Here is a 16,557-nt window from a genome sequence, read left to right on the forward strand (position 1 = left end):
GTATCAAGGCTGGACTTATCCGAAGGCTAGGTATGAAGCACACTCCGGGCCCGCAAGGCCTCTACGATCCCGTCAACGAACACGACTCCTGTGGTGTCGCGTTCGTGGTGGACATGCACGGTCGACGCAGTCGCGACATCGTCGAGAAGGCGATCACCGCACTGGTCAACCTCGAGCACCGCGGTGCTGCCGGCTCCGAACCGAACACCGGTGACGGTGCGGGCATTCTGATCCAGGTTCCGGACGCGTTCTTCCGCGCCGTCGTAGATTTCGAGCTCCCCGCTGCCGGCGCGTACGCGACCGGTGTCGCGTTCCTTCCCCAGGGCCGCAGCGATGCCGCGCGTGCCTGCGAGGGTGTCGAGCGCATCGTCGAGAGCGAGGGCCTGTCGGTTCTGGGTTGGCGTGAGGTCCCCACCGACGACTCCTCCCTCGGAGCTCTGGCGCGCGACGCGATGCCGACCTTCCGTCAGCTGTTCCTCGCGGCCCCCGACGCGTCGGTCACCGACCTCGACCTCGAGCGGCGCGCGTTCGTCATCCGCAAGCGCGTCGAGCACGAGCTGGGCGAAGAGGGCGCGGGCAAGGACGGCCCCGGCCGCGAAACCGTGTACTTCCCGTCGCTGTCCTCGCAGACGTTCGTCTACAAGGGCATGCTGACGACGCCTCAGCTCAAGGGCTTCTACTTGGACCTGCAGGACGAGCGTGTGGAAAGCGCACTGGGACTTGTGCATTCGCGCTTCTCCACCAACACGTTCCCGTCGTGGCCGCTGGCACATCCGTTCCGCCGCGTCGCCCACAACGGCGAGATCAACACCGCCACCGGCAACGAGAACTGGATGCGCGCCCGCGAGGCACTCATCACCTCCGACGTGTTCGGTGGCTCCGAGGCTCTCGAGAAGATCTTCCCCGTGGTCACCCACGGTGCAAGTGACACAGCACGTTTCGACGAGGTGCTCGAGCTGTTGCACCTCGGCGGCCGCAGCCTGCCCCACGCCGTGCTGATGATGATTCCCGAGGCCTGGGAGCGGCACGAGTCCATGGACCCCGCACGTCGGGCGTTCTACAAGTACCACTCCTCGTTGATGGAGCCCTGGGACGGACCGGCCTCGGTGTGCTTCACCGACGGCACCGTCATCGGCGCGGTTCTCGACCGCAACGGCCTGCGCCCGAGCCGGCTGTGGGTCACCGACGACGGTCTGGTCGTCATGGCCTCCGAGGTCGGCGTGCTCGACATCGATCCGTCGAAGGTCGTCCGCAAGGTTCGCCTGCAGCCGGGCCGCATGTTCCTGGTGGACACCGCGCAAGGCCGCATCGTCTCCGACGACGAGATCAAGGACGAGCTCGCCGCCGAGCATCCGTACCAGCAGTGGCTCGACGAGGGCCTGACCTCGATCGACGACCTGCCCGAGCGTCCGCACGTGCACATGCCGCACGACCGCGTGCTCATCCGTCAGCAGATCTTCGGGTACACCACCGAGGAATTGAACGTACTGGTCTCGCCGATGGCGAAGTCCGGTGCCGAGGCCATCGGTTCCATGGGTACCGATACCCCGATCGCCGTGCTGTCGGCTCGCCCGCGGATGCTGTTCGACTACTTCTCGCAGCTGTTCGCGCAGGTCACCAACCCGCCACTCGACGCCATCCGCGAGGAGATCGTCACCAGCCTCGGCGGCACCATCGGACCCGAGGGCGATCTGCTCAACCCGGGTGCCGAGAGCTGCAAGCAGATCGTGCTTCCGCAGCCCATCCTGCACAACGACGACCTCGCCAAGCTCGTCCACATCAACGACGAGGGCACGCAGGAAGAGCTGCGCTCGGTGGTCGTGCGCGGTCTCTACCCGGTGTCCGAGGGTGGTGAGGGCCTCCGAAAGTCGTTGGAGGCCATCCGCGCTCAGGTGTCCGCTGCCATCTCGGGCGGCGCGCGGATCATCGTGCTCTCGGACCGTGAGTCCAGCGAGAAGCTCGCTCCGATTCCGTCGCTGCTGCTCACCTCGGCAGTGCACCATCACCTCGTCCGCGAGAAGACCCGAACCAAGGTCGGTCTGATCATCGAGGCCGGTGACGCCCGCGAGGTGCACCACATGGCTCTGCTCATCGGATTCGGTGCGGCAGCGGTCAACCCGTACATGGCGTTCGAGTCGATCGAGGACATGATCGAGCGCGGTGCCCTCACCGACATCGAGTTCGACAAGGCCGTCGCCAACTACATCAAGGCCGCGGGCAAGGGGGTACTCAAGGTGATGTCCAAGATGGGCATCTCGACCCTCGCGTCGTACACCGGAGCCCAGCTGTTCCAGGTCATCGGCCTCTCGCAGGAACTGGTCGACGAGTACTTCACCGGCCTCAACAGCCACCTCGGCGGTATCGATCTCGATCAGGTCGCCGACGACGTCGCAGCGCGGCACGCGGTGGCGTACCTGGACAACCGTCAGGAGCGTGCGCACCGCGAGCTCGAAACCGGCGGTGAGTACCAGTGGCGTCGCGAAGGGGAGTACCACCTCTTCAACCCGGACACGGTGTTCAAGCTGCAGCATTCCACTCGCACCGGTCAGTACGACATCTTCAAGGAATACACGAAGATGGTCGACGACCAGTCCGAGCGCCTCGCGTCGCTGCGCGGTCTGTTCCGCTTCAAGACCGAAGAGCGACAGGCTATTTCGATCGACGAGGTCGAGCCGGCCAGCGAGATCGTCAAGCGTTTCTCCACGGGCGCGATGAGCTACGGCTCCATCTCGGCCGAGGCGCACGAGACCCTCGCCATCGCGATGAACCGTCTCGGCGGGCGCTCGAACTCCGGTGAGGGCGGCGAGGACGTCTCGCGGTTCGAGCCGGACGAGAACGGTGACTGGCGACGCAGTGCCATCAAGCAGGTCGCGTCGGGACGTTTCGGCGTCACCTCGCACTACCTGACCAACTGCACCGACATCCAGATCAAGATGGCGCAGGGAGCCAAGCCCGGTGAGGGCGGCCAGCTTCCGGCGCACAAGGTGTACCCGTGGGTCGCCGAGGTTCGGCATTCGACGCCCGGCGTCGGCCTGATCTCGCCGCCGCCGCACCACGACATCTACTCCATCGAGGATCTCGCGCAGCTGATCCACGACCTCAAGAACGCCAACCCGCAGGCCCGCATTCACGTGAAGCTGGTCTCCGAGGTCGGCGTCGGAACGGTCGCCGCCGGTGTGTCCAAGGCGCACGCCGACGTGGTGCTCATCTCGGGCCACGACGGCGGCACCGGCGCGACGCCGCTGACGTCGGTCAAGCACGCGGGTGGACCGTGGGAGCTCGGTTTGGCCGAAACGCAGCAGACGTTGCTGCTCAACGGGCTTCGCGATCGGATCGTCGTGCAGGTGGACGGTCAGCTCAAGACCGGCCGCGACGTCATGGTGGCCGCTCTGCTCGGCGGCGAGGAGTTCGGTTTCGCCACCGCTCCGCTCGTCGTCTCGGGCTGCATCATGATGCGCGTGTGCCACCTCGACACCTGCCCCGTCGGTGTTGCAACTCAGAATCCGTTGCTGCGCAAGCGTTTCGCAGGCAAGCCGGAGTTCGTCGAGAACTTCTTCATGTTCATCGCCGAAGAGGTTCGCGAGCTCATGGCCGAGCTCGGGTTCCGCACGCTCGACGAGGCCGTCGGGCAGGTGGGTCTGCTGGACACCACCGCGGCCAAGGAGCATTGGAAGGCGTCGAAGCTGGATCTGGCACCGATCCTCGAAGAGGTCGAGTCGGCGTTCATGAACCAGAATCTCTACAACACCGGCGTCCAGGATCACGGTCTCGACAAGGCTCTCGATCAGCAGCTCATCTCGGCCAGCCGCAATGCGTTGGACAGGGGTGAGAAGGTCGCGTTCGAGTCCAAGATCACCAACGTCAACCGCACCGTCGGCACGATGCTGGGGCACGAGGTCACCAAGGCGTACGGCGGCGTCGGTCTGCCGGACGACACCATCGAGATCACCTTCACCGGCTCGGCCGGCAACAGTTTCGGTGCGTTCGTGCCCTCTGGTATGACGCTCCGACTCAACGGCGATGCCAACGACTTCGTCGGCAAGGGACTCTCCGGTGGACATCTGGTGTTGCGTCCGTCGCTGAATGCTCCGAAGGGATTCGTCGCCGAGGACAACATCATCGGTGGCAACGTGTTCCTGTTCGGTGCCACCAGCGGTGAGGCTCTCATCCGCGGCGTCGTCGGCGAGCGTTTCGCCGTTCGTAACTCCGGTGCCGTTGCGGTCGTCGAAGGCGTCGGAGATCACGGCTGCGAGTACATGACCGGCGGCAAGGTCGTCATCCTCGGCTCGACGGGCCGCAACTTCGGTGCCGGTATGTCCGGCGGAGTCGCGTTCGTGTTCGATCCGAACAAGACGTTCGAGGCCAACCTCAATACCGAGCTGGTCGACATCGAGGAGCTCGAAGGTGACGAGTTCACCTGGCTGAAGGACATCGTCACCCGCCATCAGGAGCAGACCGGCTCCGAGGTGGCCGAGCGGATCCTCGCGGATTGGTCACAGCAGGTGAACCATTTCGTGAAGGTCATGCCTCGCGACTACAAGAAGGTACTGCTGGCCATTTCCGAAGCCGAGAAGAACGGCGCGGACGTGGACGAAGCGATCATGGAGGCAGCTCGTGGGTGACCCACAGGGATTTCTGAAGAACACGGCCCGCGAAGTGCCGAAGCGGCGCCCTGTCGACCTGCGCCTGATGGACTGGAAAGAGGTCTACGAGGACTTCTCGAAGGACACCTTGCGCACGCAGGCCAGTCGATGCATGGACTGTGGTATTCCGTTCTGCCACAACGGCTGCCCGCTGGGTAACCTGATTCCCGAGTGGAACGACCTGGTGTTCAAGGACCGCTGGCGCGACAGCATCGATCGATTGCACGCCACCAACAACTTCCCGGAATTCACCGGTCGGTTGTGCCCCGCCCCGTGCGAGGCGGCGTGTGTCCTGGGTATCAATCAGGATCCGGTCACCATCAAGCAGGTCGAGGTCGAGATCATCGACAAGGCCTTCGAAGAGGGCTGGGTCACGCCGGTCTACCCGACGCATCTGACCGGCAAGACCGTCGCCGTCGTCGGCTCCGGACCCGCGGGACTCGCTGCAGCGCAGCAGCTCACCCGCGCCGGGCACACCGTCACGGTGTTCGAGCGGGCAGATCGCATCGGCGGATTGCTGCGATACGGTATCCCCGAGTTCAAGATGGAGAAGCGCCACATCGACCGTCGCCTGGCGCAGATGGAGGCCGAGGGCACCGTCTTCCGCACCGGTGTGGATGTGGGCGTCGACATCTCGGCCGACGAACTGCGTGAGCAGTTCGATGCCGTGGTCCTCTCCGGCGGTGCCACCGCATGGCGCGACCTGCCCATCGAGGGCCGCGAGCTCGACGGCATCTACCAGGCCATGGAGTTCCTGCCGCACGCCAACCGCGTCCAGCAGGGCGACTTCGCCGCGCCGCCGGTGAGCGCCGAGGGCAAGAAGGTCGTCATCATCGGCGGCGGCGACACCGGGGCCGACTGCCTCGGTACCTCGCACCGTCAGGGCGCAGAAAGCGTCCACCAGTTCGAGATCATGGCCCGCCCGCCCGAGGAGCGTGCGACGTCCACCCCGTGGCCGACGTACCCACTGATGTACCGGGTGGCCTCGGCTCACGAAGAGGGTGGCGAACGCGTCTTCTCCGTCAACACCGAGCGTTTCGTCGGCGAGGACGGCAAGGTCACCGCACTCGAGGCCTGTGAGGTCGAGTTCAAGGCGGGCAAGTTCGAGAAGGTCGAGGGCAGTGAATTCACCCTCGAAGCCGATCTGGTTCTGCTCGCCATGGGATTCGTCGGACCGGAGAAGGGCGGCCTGCTGACCGACCTGGGTGTCGACTTCAACCAGCGCGGCAACGTCGAGCGCACCAACGAGTGGGTCACCAACGTCCCCGGCGTGTTTGTGGCCGGCGACATGGGCCGCGGCCAGTCGCTCATCGTGTGGGCCATCGCCGAGGGCCGCTCCTGCGCGGCCGCCGTCGACACCTTCCTGCAGGGAGCAACGGCGCTACCGGCACCGATCGTGCCCACTCAGGCACCGCAGCGGTAAGTCGCGTTTCTCCGCCGAGCTCGAAGTTGTGGACGGATCGAGGTCCGATTCCGTCCACAACTTCGAGTTCGTCTGCTTTCCGCTGCCATTCGACACACGGTTACGTCCGTTAACCATGTAGGCATCTGATGGTCACAGGCCGCTGTCATTGTGGTGATCGAACAACGAAGCGCGTTCGACCACCAGTGAGGCCCCCTCCCATGAGTGTCAAGAAGATCTGCGCCGGTATCGGCGTCGCTGCAGCTGTTGCATCCGGCCTGGTCGTCGGAGCGGCATCGCCCGCCGCCGCAGACCCGGCCGATTGTCCGGCGATGTACGTCGTGGCCATTCCTGGCACCTGGGAGACCAGCTCGGGTGCGGCCCCCAAGCCGGGCATGCTGACCGACGTCACCGATCGTCTCGGTGGCGACATCCGCACCGACTACGTCTCGTATCCCGCGACCGCGTTCCCATGGGAGGGCGAGGTGTACGGGCAATCGCGTGCCGAAGCCGTCGCCAACGCGGGCGGCATGCTCGAGGCCATGGTGGATCGTTGTGGCGCAACGAAACTGGGCATCATCGGGTACAGCCAGGGTGCCGACGCGGCGGGCGATCTCGCCGCGGCCATCGGCACCGGAGTGGGCGTGGTGCCCGCGGACAAGGTGGTCGCCGTGGGGCTGATCTCCGACCCGAAGCGCTCCGATACCGACGCTCTCGTGGGACCCGCCGTGGTCGGAACTGGGGTCGGCGGACCCCGCGTCGGTGGATTCGGCTACGTCAGCCCCGTGGTGCGAACGTTCTGTGCCGTCGGCGACCTGTACTGCTCGACGCCCAAGGACGATTACGTCGCGCGGCTGGCCGGCTTCTTGGCCGTCTCGTCCAACCCCGCGCCGAACGTCGCCGATCAGTACTCGCAGGAAGCGCAGTCCCTGATCGCGGACCTCGCCGCGGCCGGTGGTCTGCCGGTGTTGCAGGGCCAGCTCACCGACCAGGCGAACGCTCAGCGTCAGCGTGAGATCGAGGCGTTCTACCGTTCGGGTATCCACCAGGAGTACCAGAGCTACGACGTCGGGGGCGGCCAGTCCGCGACTCGGTGGTTGGCGCGCTACCTCGCCGACGCGGTCTGACGGCGTAGCAGCACGAAAACCGCCACAGCGCTGACGGCCATCAGACCGGCGCTCCAGCCGGCCGCGAGGTTGAAGCCGTCGACGAACGACGAGTTCGCGACGGTGGTCAGTTGCGAGGCGAACGGCTCGGGCAGGTAGTCCGCGACGGCGACGGCGCCGCCTATGGTTTCTCGTGCGGGGTCCGCTATCTCGGCAGGGGTACCCGCGGGGATGGCGTCGTCCATGCGGTGCCGGTAGACGGTGCTGCCGATCGTGCCGAGGATCGCGATACCCACGGCACCGCCCAGTTCGGCTCCGGTTTCCGACAGTGCCGATGCGGCACCGGCCTTTTCGGGTGCCGCGGCAGTCAGGACGATGTCGGAGTTGAGCGTCGACGCCGCGCCGATGCCGAACGTCAGCAGAGCCATCCCGGTCAGGAGTAACGGTAGGCCCGAGTCGCTGGTGACGAAGACCATTGCCACACAACCGAATCCGATGAAAGCCAGGCCGCAGGCGATGATGGTGCCCGTATGGATGACCTTACTCATCGTCGGTGCCAACACAGCTCCGGTCGCTGCAGCCGCGGCGGGAATCAACAACCACAATCCGGCCTCGAGCGGCCCGAGCCCGACTACCAGCTGGAGATACTGCGCGGCGAACAGGCTGAAGCCGGTCATCGCGAAGATCACCAGGAACTGCACGACGACGGCTGCACTGAAGGCACGTTCGGCGAACAGCGTGACGTCGATCAAAGGGTGTGCTGCCTTCCGTTGCCGGATGACGAACACTGCACCGAGCGTCAGCCCGACGAGGGCGGTGACGATCGTTGCCGCGTCGATCCCCTCCTGTGCGCCGTGTTTGATGGCGAACACGATCGAGAGCATCGAGGAGATAGCGAGAATCACGCTGATGGGATCGAACTTCCCGGGGTCGGAGTCCTTGAACTCGGGGACCAGAAACGGGGCGGCGACGAAAAGTACCACCATGATCGGAATGTTGATCAGGAACACCGAGCCCCACCAGAAGTGTTCGAGCAGAACACCGCCGATGACAGGGCCCACTGCTGCTCCACCGGCGAAGCCGGCAGTCCACAGGCCGATGGCTTCCTTTCGCTGAGTGGGGTCGTGAAACATGTTGCGGATCAACGACAGTGTGCTCGGCGCAATGGTGGCTCCGCCGATTCCCAGCAGAGCGCGCGCCGCGAGCAGCATCTCGGGAGAGGTGGAGAACGTCGCGGCCAGAGACGCCACTCCGAACACGACGGCACCGATCATGAGCAGGGTGCGCCTGCCGATGCGATCGCCCAGCGAGCCCATGGTGATCAGTAGGCCGGCAAGCAGAAATCCGTAGATGTCGAGAATCCACAACGACTGATTGCTGGTGGGTTCGAGATCGGCCGTCATGAACGGCAGGGCCAGGTACAACACCGACATGTCCATCGACACGACGAGAATCGGCACCACCAGCACTGCGAGGCCGAGCCACTCCTTACCGGTGGCGCGCTGGTCGGTTGCCGTCTGGCTCACTGTGGTTTCCCTTCCCGAATGGACACCTCAGCTTAGGGGGATCGGGAGTACGTTCGGTGAAGAAACATGTCTCTCGCCGAACGAAGGAAAAATCACCTCATGACCAACGATCTGAAGGTAGTCGCGACGATCATCGCCAAGCCGGATGCCATCGACGCCGTGCGCGACGGGCTGTCGGCCCTGGTTGCCGAATCTCGGAAGGAAGACGGAAACATCTCCTACGAGCTGTTCGAGTCGGCGGTCGAGCCGGGGACCTTCATCACCGTCGAGGTGTGGAAGTCGCAGGAGGACCTCGACGGTCACATGCAGACCCCGCACCTGCAGCAGGCGTTAAGCGAGTTCGGGGCCCATCTCGCGGCCCCGCCCGCCATCCATCCGCTCCGACCCGTCGGCTGAGTCAGCCCGCGCGCTCGCGTACACGAGCGCCGAGACGGACAGCAGTGCCACCGTGGCTCCGATCGCGAGCCAGCCGGTCCCGCTCATCTCGCCCGACGCGATGACGCGGGCTCCGGCGGCGGTGTAGCTCATGGGCATGAAGGCGGCGAGATCGCCCCAGATCGGTGCCGTCGACGCGTACGCAAAGCCACAGACGACGACCTGCACCGCGAGCGCGGCGACGTTGACGATCTGGCCGATCACGGCACCGAGCACCCGTTGGATCGCTCCCGCTGCGGCGAGGTAGGCCGCAGCCGAGACGATCAGGAACGCACCCGCTCCCAGGACCGGCCCGAGGGCGGCGTCGGTGGCGAAGGCGAACGCAACGGCGGCGCTGATGCCCACTGCGGCGACCGCTGCGGCCACGGCGAGCCAGCGAGGCTTGCTGTCCCTGCCCAGAACCCGCACGAGACTGACGCACCCGAGAGCCCCGAGCGCGATCAGTGCAGCGATCAGATACGGGGTGGCACCGGTTCCGGTGCTCGACGACGTGGCCGCAATGTTCTGGTCCGACGCTGCGTCGTCGGTAGCGGCAGTGGTTCCCTGCGGAAGTGCCGCGGAGGCGTCGCGCACATTGGTGGCGATGCCGTTGACGATTCCCTCGACCGGTTCGACCGACGTCACGAGCTGATCGGTGCCGGCCTTGAGCTGCTGGCCGCCGTCGTCGAGTTGGCCCAGTCCGTCACGCAACTGCACGGTCGCGTCGCCGAGTTGGGCGGTGGCTCCGAGGAACTGACTGTTGGGGTCGTTGAGTTCGGAGGACAGCTGCTGAGCACCGCTCTTGAGGGTCTGCAGCTGGGCGAGGGTGTCGGGCCCGAAAGCCTGCGTGTTCAGAGTGTCGATGACCCCGCGGATCTCACCGGAGATGGCGTCCGATCCCGGGTGCGGGAATCGATCGACCTGGTCAGCGGTGGCGGCGAGTTTGGCGGTGAAATCGGCCTGCAGAGCGCCGAAGCCAGCGAGCTGATCGACGACCTGGTCGACGCCACCGCTGATCTGCGACGCGCCGTCCCCGAGCTGCCCGATGCCGTCGCGGTACTGCCCGAATCCATCGGCGAGCTGAATGGTTCCGTCGTGCGCCTGGGTGATGCCGTCGGCGAGCTGCCCGACGCCGTCGTTGAGCTGCGTTCCGCCGTCGGTCAGCTGGCCGATACCGCTGGAGAGGAACGTGATGGGCAGCGATGCGCTGTTGAGGCTGCTCCTGGCCGCGGCCAGGGGATCGGCCGTCTGCTGGTCCGCTGCCGGTGCCTGCTCGGTGTCGGCGACGACGGTGGTGGTCGCCGCGGACTCGCCACCGAGGTCGTAGCCGGTGCCCAGTGCAAAGGCACCTACCGCTACCAGAGGAAACGCCAGCGCAGTGAGAGCAACGGCAGGACGTCGGAAGATACGCAATTCACCCATGATGAGTTCGAGGCTAACCGCACGGTGCAGCGTCGCCGACCAGCCGACGACCGTCGACGCCCTATTTTGTGCCCTCGACCTGGGAGTTTAAGAGGTCTCTGTGGATTACCGATTGCGGGGCAGCAGGTCCCACACGTGCTCGGTTTCGTTCACCGAGGAGACCGACCTCGCGCCGCTGCGCGAGAACAGCACCCGCGTCACCGAGCAGTAGTCGATCGGGAAGCCGAGTACCTTCGGGGTCTGCAGAATGTCCTGCAGCAGGATGTTGATCACGCCGCCGTGAGCGAACAGTGCCACGGTGTCGGTGTGTGCGCTCGCCGAGACGACATCGGCGACACCGTCCAGGACTCGCCGGCGAAACGCCTGCTCGTCGACCTGCTCCGGGAGATACCCTGCCTTGATGCGATCGAATGCCTCACGGAATTCGGTCTTGGCCGACTCGATCGGGACGTAGCCGCCGAAGTCGCGATCGTATTCGGTCAGGCGATCGTCGGGCTCGACGGTCAGACCGAGCCGATCGGCAAGAGGCTGCGCGGTCCGGACGGCGCGTAGCTGCGAGCTCGAGACGACTCGCGAGATCGGGAACCGGGCGACGGCACCCGGCACTCGCTGGGACTGTTCGACGCCGAGGTCGGCCAGAGCGGGATCGGCCGAGGTCTCCGACCGTTGCGGGAGGGCATGCCGCACCAGAACCAATTGCATCGACTCACCTAATCACGAGTGTTCTGCCGCTGCGCAGCACCATCGATCGAAATGCCGCCACCTGACGCGGCGAATCGGCCCGCGGATCCCACACCATGCCGATTCGCCTGCGCGCGGCCGGTTGGGTGAGTCCGATGTCCACGGTTCCGCCCTCACCGCCGTGCGCGCGTATTCGCGGCAGAATGGCGATACCGAGACCGGCTCCGACGAGTCCGCGCACCGTGTGGGTGTCCTGACCCTCGAAGGCGATGCGCGGGCTGAAGCCGGCGTCCGCCCACAACTCGTCGCAGATCGAGCGCATCCCGAAGCCGTGGCCCATCGCGATGTAGTTCTCGTCGGCCGTGTCGGCCAGATCGACCGACCTGCGCGTGGCCAGCCGATGATCGGCCGGAACCACCAGCATCAGTCGCTCGTCGTAGAGCTGGAACGAATTGTGCTCGGTGTGTTCGGCGCTGAGAGAGACGAACGCCAGGTCGGAGACCCCGTCGGCGAGACGGTCGAGGCAGCGTGCCCGGGCACCCTGGTCCAGATCGAACGTGACGGCCGGGTGGTCGACGCGGAACTGGCGGATCAGCGCCGGTACGACGTCCTCGCCCAGGGTGTTCTGAAACGCCACCGCGATACGGCCGCGGGCTCTGGCGTCGTGCTCGGTCATGGCGTCGATGCCGGCGTCGATGTCGCTCAACGCCCGCTGGAGATAAGGAATGAGCACTCGGCCGGTGCTGGTGAGCACGATCCCGCGGCCGCGTCGTTCCACGATGTCGACGCCCAGAATTGCCGAGGCGCGGGCGACCTGCCGACTGACGGTGGGCTGTGGGACGCCCAGGACGTGCGCGGCGTCGGTGATGTGTTCGGTGTCGGCCACTGCGACGAGAGTCGGTAGCAGCGGCAGGAGTTCGATCGCTTCACGACGCATTCCCGAATCATATCGCCGGTGTATCGGTTTGCCCGGTCTCATGCATTGGACGAATATCGTGAGCGCTTCTAACGTGATCTGCATGACCACGACGCAGCCCGAGGTGCTCGGATGGGAGGGACACCCCAGGGGATCGCGCGAATACCGCAGGCTCGTGCTGGCACTGCTGTTCGCCGGAGTCGCAACGTTCGCTCAGCTCTATTCGGTGCAGGGCATTCTGCCCCTCATCGCCGCCAATCTCGACATCACGCCGTCGCAGTCCTCGCTCGCGGTCGGGCTCGCGACGGTCGGCGTTGCGGTGTCCGTCATTCCCTGGTCGGTGGCGGCCGACCGCATCGGTCGTGTTCGGGCCATGACGGCGTCGATCCTCACCGCCACGGCGCTGGGTCTGCTGGTTCCGCTCGCGCCGTCGCTCGAAGTATTGCTGGTGATTCGATTCTTCGAAGGTGCTGCACTGGGCGGTCTTCCGGCCATCGCCATCGCGTACCTCAGCGAAGAGATCCATCACAAGCACACAGCCCTGGCCGCGGCGACCTACGTGTCCGGTACGACGCTCGGCGGACTGCTCGGCCGCATCGTCGCGGGACCCGTTGCGGAATACACCAACTGGCGGATCGGCACGTTGACCGTGTCGATGATCGCTGCGTTGGCCGCCGGACTGTTCGTCTGGCTCGCACCGAAGCCGCGAACGACGCTCGTGGACAGCCAAATTCGTGACCTACCCGGACGGCTGTGGGTGAACCTGCGCGAGCCGGGGATGGCGGCACTCTACGGCCAGGGATTTCTGCTGATGGGCGGCTTCGTCGCGATCTACAACTACCTCGGATTTCGTTTGGAGGCCGTGCCTTTCGGGCTCCCGCAGTCTCTGATCAGCCTGATCTTCGTGGCGTACCTCAGCGGTACCGTGTCCTCACGGGTAGCGGGCAATCTCGCGACGAAGCACGGCAGATCGGTGGTGCTCGCCGGATCCACCGCCACGATGATCGCCGGAGTGGCCCTGACGATGGCGTCGAATCTCGCCGTCATTCTGACCGGCTTGGTGATCCTGACCATGGGATTCTTTGCCGCCCACGCCATCGCGTCGGGATGGACCGGACAACGAGCCGTCCACGGCCGAGCCCAGGCGACGTCGCTGTACAACCTCTTCTACTACGGCGGATCCTCCGTCGTCGGCTGGATCGGCGGCGTCGTCTTCCAATCCAAGGGATGGAACGCGTTGGCGCTGTTCGTCATTGCGTTGGCAGTGATCGCAGGCGTGTGGGCCGCGTGCATGAACGGCCGATTGGCGAAGCCGGTATCAGTAGCTTGACGTGTTTGCGGCAGCGAGGGCAAAAATGACGATCGCACCCACGATGACGACGAAGAGCGCGATCGAGACGTAACCCACGATCAGGCCCGCCGTCGCAAAACCCGATCCGCCTTCGCCGGTGCGCTTGATCTGACCGCGCGAGATGTGGCCACACACCACCGCGCACACCGACGCAATCAACGGAATGAACGTCAGACCGAGAATCGCCAACACGAGTGACACGATCGCCAAGGTGTTGGTGGACGCCGGAGCCTGATACCCGCCGGCATACGGCGCATTCCCGTACTGCGAATACTGTTGCTGCGGGTTCGGGTACTGGGGGCTCTGTTGCGGGGGGTTCGGGTACTGGGGGTTCGGGTTCTGATAGGGCGGGTACTGCTGCCCGCCGTACGGCTGATCCTTGTTCACTGCGTCGAACGGATCGTTGCTCTCACCCTGCGGATAGCCCATGGCGGGAGTGTGGCACCTGGAGACAGCAGTCGCAACCGCTCTCCCTCGGCGCTACGTGCCGAGCTTGCCCCACCCCACATAGGCGTCGACAGTGACGTATCCGGTCACGCGCGGCTGATCCCGAACCGGATACGGATCGCCGGTGTAATGCGTCGAAATGCGATCGATGTCGACCAGATCGGGATCGTCACGCAACTCGATCGAACCGTGCACCGTCACATGTGTGTACCAACTGGCCTCGTCCAACACCGAAATCGAGACCTTCGGATTCGCCTTGATGTGCTCGAGACGCTTCCGCGACGCATCGAAATTGAGCACGACCTTCCCGTCCTCCCACAGATACCACGTGGGTGCGGTGATCGGCGTCCCATCTGCACGAACCACCGCCATGACCGCGGGATTGGCCTTCTTCAGCAATTCGACAGCGGCATCGGGCAACGGAGGCTTGGGCATACGACAACAGTACGACTCGACCCCCGCCTTGGGTCCCGAATCGCCCCACAGCGTCCCCCGGAGTCCACTCGATGTGCCATTGACTGCCGAAAAGGCCACTCAATGTCACATCGAGTGCACTGGGGTGAAAGGTGTGCACTCGGGAATCGGGTGCATCCGATGTGGATCGGCGACTACAGGTTGGGGAGTTTGACTACCTGTCCGGCGTAGGAGAGTCCGGCACCGAAGGCGAGTAGCAGTGCTGTGTCTCCTGCTTTTGCTTTGCCGGTGCGCAGGAGTTCTTCCATGGCCAAGGGGATCGAGGCTGCCGAGGTGTTGCCGGTTTCGGCGATGTCATTGGCGACGGGTGTGTCCTCGTTCAGGTTCAGGCTCTTGGCGAGGAGTTCGGTGATGCGGCTGTTGGCCTGGTGGGGGATGAAGGCGTGCAGTTCGTCGGTCTTGATGCCGGCGACGTCGAGGACTCGCTGCGCGGCTTTACCCATCTCGAATGCGGCCCAGCGGAAGACGGAGATTCCGTTCATTCGGATCCAGGGGCGCTCGAGGCCTTCTTCGGTGATGTAGTCGTACCAGTCGGTGGTCTGGACGATGGCGTCGGATTGCGAGCCGTCGGAGCCCCAGACGGCGGGTCCGATCTCGGTTTCGTCGCTCTGGCCGACGACCACGGCACCGGCGCCGTCGGCGAAGATGAAGCGGGTGGTGCGGTCGTAGGGGTCGGTGGTGACGCTGAGCTGTTCTGCACCGATGACGAGGACGTACTTGGACGTTCCGGCCTTGACCAGGTCCGATGCGACGGCGAGGGAGTAGCAGAAGCCCGCGCAGCCGGCGCAGATGTCGAATGCGGCCGGCCCCTTGGTGCCGAGTCCGTGCGCTACTTTTGCAGCTGCTTGGGGTGTGAGTTCGAGATGCGTCGAGGTGGCGACGATGACGGTGTCGACTTGGTCGGCGGTGATTCCGCTGGCTTCGAGGGCCTTACGACCTGCCGCGATGGACATCTCGACGACGTTTTCCTTGGGATCGGCGAAGCGCCGGTTCTTGATTCCGGACCGCGTCTGGATCCACTCGTCGCTCGAGTCGATGAATTCACAGATCTCGTCGTTGGTCACGACTCTCTCGGGGCGGTGAACGCCGAGTCCGAGTAGTTTCGACTGTCGTCCCTGCGTCGTGCTGATCGCACCCATCTTCAATTTCCTCTCGTGCTACCGCGCCATCGCCGAGCTTCGGCTCGGGTCTTGGGCTACGGGCTCGGTGACACACGTTACGTGCGTCGCCTCGAGGAGTTCACACCAGTTCGGTGATGAGGGCTGCGACCTCGGCGGGCTTGTCGATCATGGCGTGGTGGTGGGCGGGCATGACGACAGTGAAGTCGGCCCGCAGATACGCGGCCAGCTTGCGTTGAGTCTTGATCCATCGCTTGCCCCACGGGGAGGGTCGTCCGGTGTGGGCTGCGGCGACGATGACCGGAACGACGAGGGGCGAACGCTTCCGCATTCTGTTCAGTTCGGCGGCGAGGTCCGGGTAGACGACGTCCTCCACCAGGGCGGCGGCGAGGTAGGTGGGTCGTCGATAGATGTCGTCGACCCAGTCGAACGTCTCCTGCGGTGTGCCGTCGGGCGGTGTCGCCTGATTGAGGACGCGTCGCACACGCGGTCCGACCAGCTTCTGCAGGCCGGTCTTGCTGAGCGCGGTGGCGATGACGTGGGCAGCCTCGACGCGCACGACGGTCGGGACGAAGCGTCTGGGGTCGGATTCGGCGCTGGAATCGAGCAACAGAATTCCGCGGGTGCGCGACGGGTACAGCCGGGCCACAGCTTCTGCGTAGAAGCCGGCTATCGAATGACCTACCACGACGGCCGGGTCGGTGACTCCGAGTGCGTCGAGGACACCGATGATTCGGTCTGCCTCCCCGCGGACGGTGGGTGTGGCACCGGCGGGCAAGGGGTCGCTGAGTCCGAAGCCGGGGCGGTCGAGAACGACCACGTGATGGTGGGCGCTCAGGATGTCGACGGTGTCGTTCCAGTCGAACCAGTTACTGCCGAGGCCTCCGCACAGGACGACCGTGGGGCCGGTTCCGCGTACGAACAGATGCAGACGTTGCCCGTCCACCTCGACGTACTGACCGGGAGGATGTTTCACGGGAAACAACGCACTGCGTTCGGCTCGATCCCCGCTGTCCATGTTTGGTACTCCACGATGCTCTACCGACCTGTCGACTGT

The 16,557-nt window shown here is 65.2% G+C and carries 13 protein-coding genes; 5 read left to right on the forward strand and 8 right to left on the reverse strand.

The genetic code is table 11. The features are described from left to right. Nucleotides 1–32 precede the first annotated feature (32 nt). From gltB to CH249_RS05760, 3 genes are all read left to right on the forward strand, one after another. Nucleotides 33–4,622, forward strand: coding sequence for a glutamate synthase large subunit (gene gltB, locus CH249_RS05750; protein WP_094646264.1), 4,590 nt, complete (start codon nt 33–35; stop codon nt 4,620–4,622). Beyond that, nucleotides 4,615–6,066: a glutamate synthase subunit beta gene (locus CH249_RS05755; RefSeq protein ID WP_094682420.1), complete on the forward strand. Its 1,452-nt coding sequence runs from the start codon at nt 4,615–4,617 to the stop codon at nt 6,064–6,066. Before gltB ends, CH249_RS05755 begins: the two co-directional genes overlap by 8 nt. Nucleotides 6,067–6,266: 200 nt before the next feature. Beyond that, entirely contained in the window at nt 6,267–7,172 is a 906-nt protein-coding gene (locus CH249_RS05760) for a cutinase family protein (RefSeq protein WP_094682419.1), read from the forward strand. Here CH249_RS05760 and CH249_RS05765 read toward each other — a convergent pair. Then, entirely contained in the window at nt 7,151–8,677 is a 1,527-nt protein-coding gene (locus CH249_RS05765) for an MFS transporter (RefSeq protein ID WP_094682418.1), read from the reverse strand. The two genes, CH249_RS05760 and CH249_RS05765, sit on opposite strands and share 22 nt — an antisense overlap. 99 nt (nt 8,678–8,776) lie before the next feature. Here CH249_RS05765 and CH249_RS05770 point away from each other — a divergent pair, with 99 nt between their 5' ends. Then, complete coding sequence (locus CH249_RS05770; protein ID WP_094682417.1) at nt 8,777–9,073, forward strand: putative quinol monooxygenase; 297 nt, start codon at nt 8,777–8,779, stop codon at nt 9,071–9,073. Here CH249_RS05770 and CH249_RS05775 read toward each other — a convergent pair. The 3 genes from CH249_RS05775 to CH249_RS05785 all read right to left on the reverse strand — a co-directional run bounded on the left by CH249_RS05775 (nt 9,008) and on the right by CH249_RS05785 (nt 12,131). Further along, entirely contained in the window at nt 9,008–10,513 is a 1,506-nt protein-coding gene (locus CH249_RS05775) for a phage infection protein (protein WP_094682416.1), read from the reverse strand. The genes CH249_RS05770 and CH249_RS05775 overlap by 66 nt on opposite strands. A 105-nt stretch (nt 10,514–10,618) precedes the next feature. Next, complete coding sequence (locus tag CH249_RS05780; RefSeq protein WP_094682415.1) at nt 10,619–11,215, reverse strand: histidine phosphatase family protein; 597 nt, start codon at nt 11,213–11,215, stop codon at nt 10,619–10,621. A gap of 4 nt (nt 11,216–11,219) precedes the next feature. Then, on the reverse strand, nt 11,220–12,131 hold the full coding sequence (locus CH249_RS05785; protein WP_256988125.1) for a LysR family transcriptional regulator: 912 nt from the start codon (nt 12,129–12,131) through the stop codon (nt 11,220–11,222). Between the two features lie 82 nt (nt 12,132–12,213). Between CH249_RS05785 and CH249_RS05790 the strand changes: the two genes are divergently transcribed. Then, nucleotides 12,214–13,440: an MFS transporter gene (locus tag CH249_RS05790; RefSeq protein WP_094682413.1), complete on the forward strand. Its 1,227-nt coding sequence runs from the start codon at nt 12,214–12,216 to the stop codon at nt 13,438–13,440. On the opposite strand, the gene CH249_RS05795 is transcribed toward CH249_RS05790, so the two are convergent. The 4 genes from CH249_RS05795 to CH249_RS05810 all read right to left on the reverse strand — a co-directional run bounded on the left by CH249_RS05795 (nt 13,429) and on the right by CH249_RS05810 (nt 16,518). Further along, complete coding sequence (locus CH249_RS05795) at nt 13,429–13,890, reverse strand: DUF4190 domain-containing protein (protein WP_094682412.1); 462 nt, start codon at nt 13,888–13,890, stop codon at nt 13,429–13,431. The genes CH249_RS05790 and CH249_RS05795 overlap by 12 nt on opposite strands. A gap of 51 nt (nt 13,891–13,941) precedes the next feature. After that, entirely contained in the window at nt 13,942–14,343 is a 402-nt protein-coding gene (locus CH249_RS05800; protein ID WP_045197803.1) for a PPOX class F420-dependent oxidoreductase, read from the reverse strand. A 173-nt stretch (nt 14,344–14,516) separates the two neighbouring features. Then, entirely contained in the window at nt 14,517–15,521 is a 1,005-nt protein-coding gene (locus CH249_RS05805; RefSeq protein ID WP_032397016.1) for a beta-ketoacyl-ACP synthase III, read from the reverse strand. A gap of 100 nt (nt 15,522–15,621) precedes the next feature. Continuing rightward, the gene (locus CH249_RS05810; RefSeq protein ID WP_176459181.1) at nt 15,622–16,518 is read right to left on the reverse strand and encodes an alpha/beta fold hydrolase; all 897 of its coding nucleotides are present in this window, start codon (nt 16,516–16,518) and stop codon (nt 15,622–15,624) included. Nucleotides 16,519–16,557 lie beyond the last annotated feature (39 nt).

The sequence above is a fragment of the Rhodococcus sp. 05-2255-3B1 genome, from assembly GCF_002258545.1.
Classification (GTDB): Bacteria; Actinomycetota; Actinomycetes; order Mycobacteriales; family Mycobacteriaceae; genus Rhodococcoides.

What these genes read in the sequence shown, in the direction of transcription:
- CH249_RS05795 (WP_094682412.1), bottom strand. Translation starts at nt 13,890, where the DNA reads ATGGGCTATCCGCAGGGTGAGAGCAACGATCCGTTCGACGCAGTGAAC.
- CH249_RS05785 (WP_256988125.1), bottom strand. Translation starts at nt 12,131, where the DNA reads ATGCGTCGTGAAGCGATCGAACTCCTGCCGCTGCTACCGACTCTCGTC.
- CH249_RS05810 (WP_176459181.1), bottom strand. Translation starts at nt 16,518, where the DNA reads ATGGACAGCGGGGATCGAGCCGAACGCAGTGCGTTGTTTCCCGTGAAA.
- CH249_RS05775 (WP_094682416.1), bottom strand. Translation starts at nt 10,513, where the DNA reads ATGGGTGAATTGCGTATCTTCCGACGTCCTGCCGTTGCTCTCACTGCG.
- gltB (WP_094646264.1), top strand. Translation starts at nt 33, where the DNA reads ATGAAGCACACTCCGGGCCCGCAAGGCCTCTACGATCCCGTCAACGAA.
- CH249_RS05800 (WP_045197803.1), bottom strand. Translation starts at nt 14,343, where the DNA reads ATGCCCAAGCCTCCGTTGCCCGATGCCGCTGTCGAATTGCTGAAGAAG.
- CH249_RS05770 (WP_094682417.1), top strand. Translation starts at nt 8,777, where the DNA reads ATGACCAACGATCTGAAGGTAGTCGCGACGATCATCGCCAAGCCGGAT.
- CH249_RS05780 (WP_094682415.1), bottom strand. Translation starts at nt 11,215, where the DNA reads ATGCAATTGGTTCTGGTGCGGCATGCCCTCCCGCAACGGTCGGAGACC.
- CH249_RS05805 (WP_032397016.1), bottom strand. Translation starts at nt 15,521, where the DNA reads ATGGGTGCGATCAGCACGACGCAGGGACGACAGTCGAAACTACTCGGA.
- CH249_RS05790 (WP_094682413.1), top strand. Translation starts at nt 12,214, where the DNA reads ATGACCACGACGCAGCCCGAGGTGCTCGGATGGGAGGGACACCCCAGG.
- CH249_RS05760 (WP_094682419.1), top strand. Translation starts at nt 6,267, where the DNA reads ATGAGTGTCAAGAAGATCTGCGCCGGTATCGGCGTCGCTGCAGCTGTT.